This is a genomic window from Arthrobacter sp. 35/47, assembly GCF_000520475.1.
GTDB classification, from domain to species: Bacteria; Actinomycetota; Actinomycetes; order Actinomycetales; family Micrococcaceae; genus Arthrobacter_D; species Arthrobacter_D subterraneus.
This window is the reverse complement of record NZ_KI914588.1, coordinates 78,944-83,519: the sequence shown is the minus strand read 5'-3', so window position 1 is coordinate 83,519 and position 4,576 is coordinate 78,944. Positions and strand designations below refer to the sequence as shown.

At 67.9% G+C, this 4,576-nt stretch carries 6 protein-coding genes; 1 reads left to right on the top strand and 5 read right to left on the bottom strand.

What is annotated here, in order from left to right; translation table 11 throughout:
- The 3 genes from X803_RS20965 to X803_RS0105485 all read right to left on the bottom strand — a co-directional run.
- On the bottom strand, positions 1-318 hold a 318-nt coding region (locus tag X803_RS20965; protein ID WP_173400899.1), incomplete at its 3' end, for an FAD-dependent oxidoreductase.
- A complete protein-coding gene (locus X803_RS18035; RefSeq protein ID WP_051470493.1) occupies positions 315-1,235 on the bottom strand; it encodes a phytoene/squalene synthase family protein in 921 nt (306 codons plus the stop codon). The genes X803_RS20965 and X803_RS18035, both read right to left, overlap by 4 nt.
- A complete protein-coding gene (locus X803_RS0105485; protein ID WP_026544352.1) occupies positions 1,232-2,302 on the bottom strand; it encodes a polyprenyl synthetase family protein in 1,071 nt (356 codons plus the stop codon). The genes X803_RS18035 and X803_RS0105485 overlap by 4 nt, the downstream gene beginning before the upstream one ends.
- 35 nt (positions 2,303-2,337) lie before the next feature.
- Here X803_RS0105485 and idi point away from each other — a divergent pair, with 35 nt between their 5' ends.
- Positions 2,338-2,880 (top strand): isopentenyl-diphosphate Delta-isomerase, encoded by a 543-nt coding sequence (gene idi / locus X803_RS0105480; RefSeq protein WP_026544351.1) that lies wholly within the window; start codon positions 2,338-2,340, stop codon positions 2,878-2,880.
- Between the two features lie 11 nt (positions 2,881-2,891).
- Here idi and X803_RS18030 read toward each other — a convergent pair whose 3' ends face one another.
- Together X803_RS18030 and X803_RS18025 are read right to left on the bottom strand one after the other, a co-directional pair.
- Positions 2,892-3,653 (bottom strand): glycosyltransferase family 2 protein, encoded by a 762-nt coding sequence (locus X803_RS18030; protein WP_035778040.1) that lies wholly within the window; start codon positions 3,651-3,653, stop codon positions 2,892-2,894.
- 228 nt (positions 3,654-3,881) lie between these two features.
- Positions 3,882-4,576: NAD-binding protein (locus X803_RS18025; RefSeq protein ID WP_035778038.1), on the bottom strand; the 695-nt coding region annotated here is incomplete at its 5' end.

Sequence of the window (4,576 nt, the reverse complement as noted above, 5' to 3'; positions counted from 1 at the left end):
GTCCACCGGCTCCGGGAACCCCTCGGAGAGCAGCCGGTAACCCGGGTCGAGTTTCACCAGGTCCAGCTGCTCCTCAGCGGAGGTGCCGAGCAGCCGGAAGAAGTGGTCGATCACCTCGGGCATCAGGTACCAGGAGGGTCCGGCGTCGAACCGGAAACCATCCTGCTCCCAGGAGTAGGCGCGCCCGCCTACGGCGCCCTGCTTCTCCAGCACCGTGACGCGGTGACCCTCGGTTGCCAGCAGCGCGGCGGTGGCGAGGCCGCTGATACCGCCGCCGATGACGACGACGGCGCGCCCGGACGGAATGCGTGGCTTCACGGTGCCTCTATCTTGTCTGGGCGGGCGTCTGGACGGGTTGCCTCGAACCCGCGCCGGCCGGCAAGGACAGCCGCCGCGATCCGCAGCTTTACGGTGTTGGGCACGCTGATCCTGGTGCGGATGAGTTCCGACGCCGGCGTGGCCCGGATCCGCTCCACGAGCTCGGCGAAAAGTTCCTGCGCCAGCGCAACGGCGCGGCGGCTTGATGGCGGGAGGCCGCGGAGCACGGCGCGGGATTCACGCAGGTCATGGTCGATGTCCGCAAGCAGCCGCTGCTTGGCGGTCTCGTCGAAGCTGGCGGGGGAGACCCCCGGGAAGTAGCTGCGGCCGAGCGCGGTGAAGTCCTCCGCGAGGTCCCGGAGGAAGTTGACCTTCTGGAACGCGGCGCCGAGGTGGCGCGCGCCCCGCTCGAGCCGCGCGTTCTCCGCGGCACTCACGGAATATCCGTGGAGGAAGCACTTCAGGCACATCAGCCCCACCACCTCCGCCGAGCCGTAGACATACTCGGTGAAGGACTCCGGCGTATGCTCCACCCGGTCGAGGTCCGCCCGCATCGACGCGAAGAACGGCCGCGTCAGGTCCCTCCCGATCCCGGTCAACCGTGCCGTGTCCGCAAAGGCGTGAACCACCAGATTGGCGCTGTATCCGAGGTTTAGTGCGCGTTCGGTCTCCCTCTCGAATTCATCGAGCTGCCGCCGGGTCTCCTCCGGGGCCAGCCCTGCGGCGGCGGTGACGCCGTCGACAATCTCATCGGCAACCCGCACCAGCGCATAGACGGACTCGACCCGGCGGCGCACGCCGGCCTCGAACAGGCGGGACGCCAGCCCAAACGAGGTTGAATAGGAGCGCAGTACCACCGCGGACGAGGTGAAGGCGGCGTTGGTGTAGTCGGCGAGCGCGTCCCGGTCGCGGCTCATGCGCTGAGCCGTTCGGTGACGACGCCGGGCAGGGAGCCGAGTCCGTCCCGCAGCTCCGGCGGGACGCACGGGTCCAGGAGGCACTGATCTGCCCGGTCCGTGAAATCGGCGGCGAGCTGTACGGACCGGTCCCGGGCACCGGATTCGATGAGCAGCTCACGGATTTCCGCCGCCCCGGAGGCACTGAGCCCGGGGGTGGAGAGCAGCTCCGAGATCCGGGGCCACTGGGGCTGCTCCGCCGCGTGGGACATGAGGACGGTGTGTTTCCCCTCCCGCAGATCTCCCCAACCCACCTTCCCGGTCCGGCTCTCATCCCCGAAGACGCCGATCAGGTCATCGGCCACCTGATAGGCGGTTCCGATGCAGCGGCCAAACTCTCCGAGCACGTCCACCAGTCTGTCCCCGGCGCCGGCAAGGACCGCTCCCGCCTGGAGAGGAGCCTCGAAGGAGTACACAGCGGTCTTGAGCCGTGCCATGGTGAGCACCTCATCGACGGGCTGTGGCGTGGGATCCAGCGGAGCGAGCACATCCAGTAGTTCGCCGGCCGCGGAGGCAAAGATGGCTTCGTCGAGAAGATCTCCCAGCCGCCGGCGGGTGGCGGGGTCCGTGTCGATCTCACCCAGGAGCCGGTAGGCGTTGGACAACGCGAGGTCACCGGCGATGACACCGACCGAGAACCCCGCATGTTCGGCCCGCTCCGGGCTGTTCCCCTGCGCCTCAGCGAGCTGACGGTAGGTCCCGGAGACGTTCGGCACTCCACGGCGCGAGAAGTCCCGGTCCACCACGTCGTCGTGCACAAGAAGTGCGGTGTGAAGGAGTTCAAAGGATGCGGCGACCGTTGCCGCCGTGGTCCGGTCCGTGCCTCCCAGCAGGCCGTATACGCTCATGACGAGGTGTGGGCGGAAACGCTTGCCTCCCGTGGCGGCGGCCTCGAGCCGCTCCCAGAGGAAACGGTACGCGCGGTGGAGGGCTTCTGCGCGGGACTGTGACCGGTCGAAGAAGGACGTCAGGACATCATTCACGAGCTGGCTGTCGGTCGAACCAGCCAGTGTGGTCTCCTTGTCCATAGCTAAAGTAAACACGCGCTACCCATGGGAGGGAAATGAACCGCACGGCAGAGCTGGTTGTCCTGGCGGCCGAGGACGGAACACCCGTCGGCACGGAGGACAAGGCAACGGTTCACTCCACCTCCACACCGCTCCATCTCGCGTTCTCGGCGCACATTTACGACGACGACGGCCGCATCCTCATCACCCGCCGCGCCCTGTCCAAGCGCACCTGGCCGGGCGTCTGGACCAACTCGTTCTGCGGGCATCCGGGCCCCGGTGAGGCAACCGAGGATGCGGTGCGGCGCCGTGCGGAGCAGGAGTTGGGGCTGCGGCTGGACCACCTGGAGCTTCGGCTGCCGGACTTCCGCTACCGGGCCGTGGACGCCTCCGGCGTGGTGGAGAACGAGATCTGTCCCGTCTACACCGCGCGCGCCGCGTCCCCGGTGGACCCGCGCGAGGACGAGGTGATGGAGGTGCAGTGGGCGGACCCGCTCCAGCTCACCGCCGCCGTCGCTGCGGCGCCGTGGGCGTTCAGCCCGTGGCTGACCCTGCAGCTGCCGCTGCTCTACCCCGAACGGTTCACGTCCCACCAGTGAGCCCTGGCTGTTCAGCCATTTGACACACCCGGACGACGGCGCTCCCTCCGAGCGCTGAACGTCCGCCGCCACCGCTCCCACGGCGGCACCACCCGCCAGTGCAGCGCCAGGGTGTGGAACGCCCGCCGGACGCGCAGCTGCCCGGCAGCACCGCCTTCGAGCGAACGCGCCGAGATGCCCACCCGCAGTGTGCGGTCGTAGGCCGTGCGCTGGGCTGGATCGAGCGCGAAACCGAGATCGACGTCGTCGTGCACGTCCACGTCATGCCGGTGGACCCGGGCACGGACCGATTCCCAGTCCGCGCGCCGGAAGGCGCAGTTGGAGCCGAACGGGGGCCAGTGCGCCATGGCGAGGCCCATCGACACGAAGTACGCCTGCATGTACGCGAGGTTCCCGAGCCGGGCACGCAGGGGACCGGCGTCGTAGAAGTCGCCGGGACCGGTGAGGACGGCAAGGTCCGGCTCAGCGGCGAAACGGGCGGCGATGCGGTGGAGCCAGTCGGGCGGCGGGACGGTGTCCGCGTCGCAGCGGACAATAATGTCTCCGGCGGCGGCGTCATACCCGGCGGAGGCGGCGGCTGCGATGCCGGGGGCTGCCTCCGGTAGAACTCTCGCGCCCCACGTCGCTGCCACCGCGGCGCTGTCATCGGTGGAGTTGTTGTCCACCACGATGATCTCCAGCGGGGAGGACGTCTGCGCCGCGAGGGCTGCGAGGCAGCGTGCCAGCGGTCCGGCGTCGTCCTTGCAGGGAATCACCACGGACAGGGACGGCATGCGCCGATCCTAGTCCTGGCGGCAGTAGCTTCCAAGCCACAGCTCGACCGTTGACGGACGGCATGAGACTTCCCTGAGGGATGAACCGTGCCGACTGTTCTTCGTCAAACGGCGTCCACCAACCGTTGGCGGGGCAGTGGTCACCGGTATGGGGGCTCCGAGGGTATGGTGCGTTCGCTTGCTGGAAGTAGGCACGCTTTTTCATTGTTTTCCTGCCGCTGGAGTCTTTCAGGCTGCTGAGGAGGTGGTGGAAAGTGCGTCGCGCCAGTCTCTGGCGAGCTCCAGTCCATGAGCTTGGGAAACTGACTGATTGGTGACGCTTCCTCCTGCGATGTTGAGGCCTGCAGCGAGCGCGGGATCCTTCTCGAATGCTGCGGCGACTCCCAGGTTGGCGAGCATCACGGCGTATCGGAGCGTGACATTGGTCAGTGCATAGGTGGAGGTGTTCGGGACTGCGCCAGGCATGTTCGCCACGCAGTAGAAAATCGTGTCATGAACCGCGTAAGTGGGTTCCTGATGCGTGGTGGGGCGGCTGTCCTCGAAGCAGCCACCCTGGTCGACGGCGATGTCCACCAGTACCGAGCCGGGCTTCATCCGCGCAACGAGATCATTGGTGACGAGCTTGGGCGCTTTGGCGCCGGGAATGAGTACGGACCCGATGACCAGGTCAGCATCCACCACTGACTTCTCGATCTCGTACTGATTGGATGCCACAGTCTTCAGACGGCCCTGGTACTGCGCGTCGAGTTCACGGAGCCGGGCGATGTTGATGTCGAGGATGGTGACGTCCGCGCCGAGGCCCAGGGCCATCGCTGCCGCGTTGGTCCCGGCCACTCCGGCACCCAGGACCACAACCTTGGCCGGCCTGACGCCGGGGACCCCGCCGAGGAGCACGCCCTTCCCGCCGGCGGGTGCCATGAGGG

What these genes read in the sequence shown, in the direction of transcription:
- idi (WP_026544351.1), top strand. Translation starts at nt 2,338, where the DNA reads ATGAACCGCACGGCAGAGCTGGTTGTCCTGGCGGCCGAGGACGGAACA.
- X803_RS18035 (WP_051470493.1), bottom strand. Translation starts at nt 1,235, where the DNA reads ATGAGCCGCGACCGGGACGCGCTCGCCGACTACACCAACGCCGCCTTC.
- X803_RS18030 (WP_035778040.1), bottom strand. Translation starts at nt 3,653, where the DNA reads ATGCCGTCCCTGTCCGTGGTGATTCCCTGCAAGGACGACGCCGGACCG.
- X803_RS0105485 (WP_026544352.1), bottom strand. Translation starts at nt 2,302, where the DNA reads ATGGACAAGGAGACCACACTGGCTGGTTCGACCGACAGCCAGCTCGTG.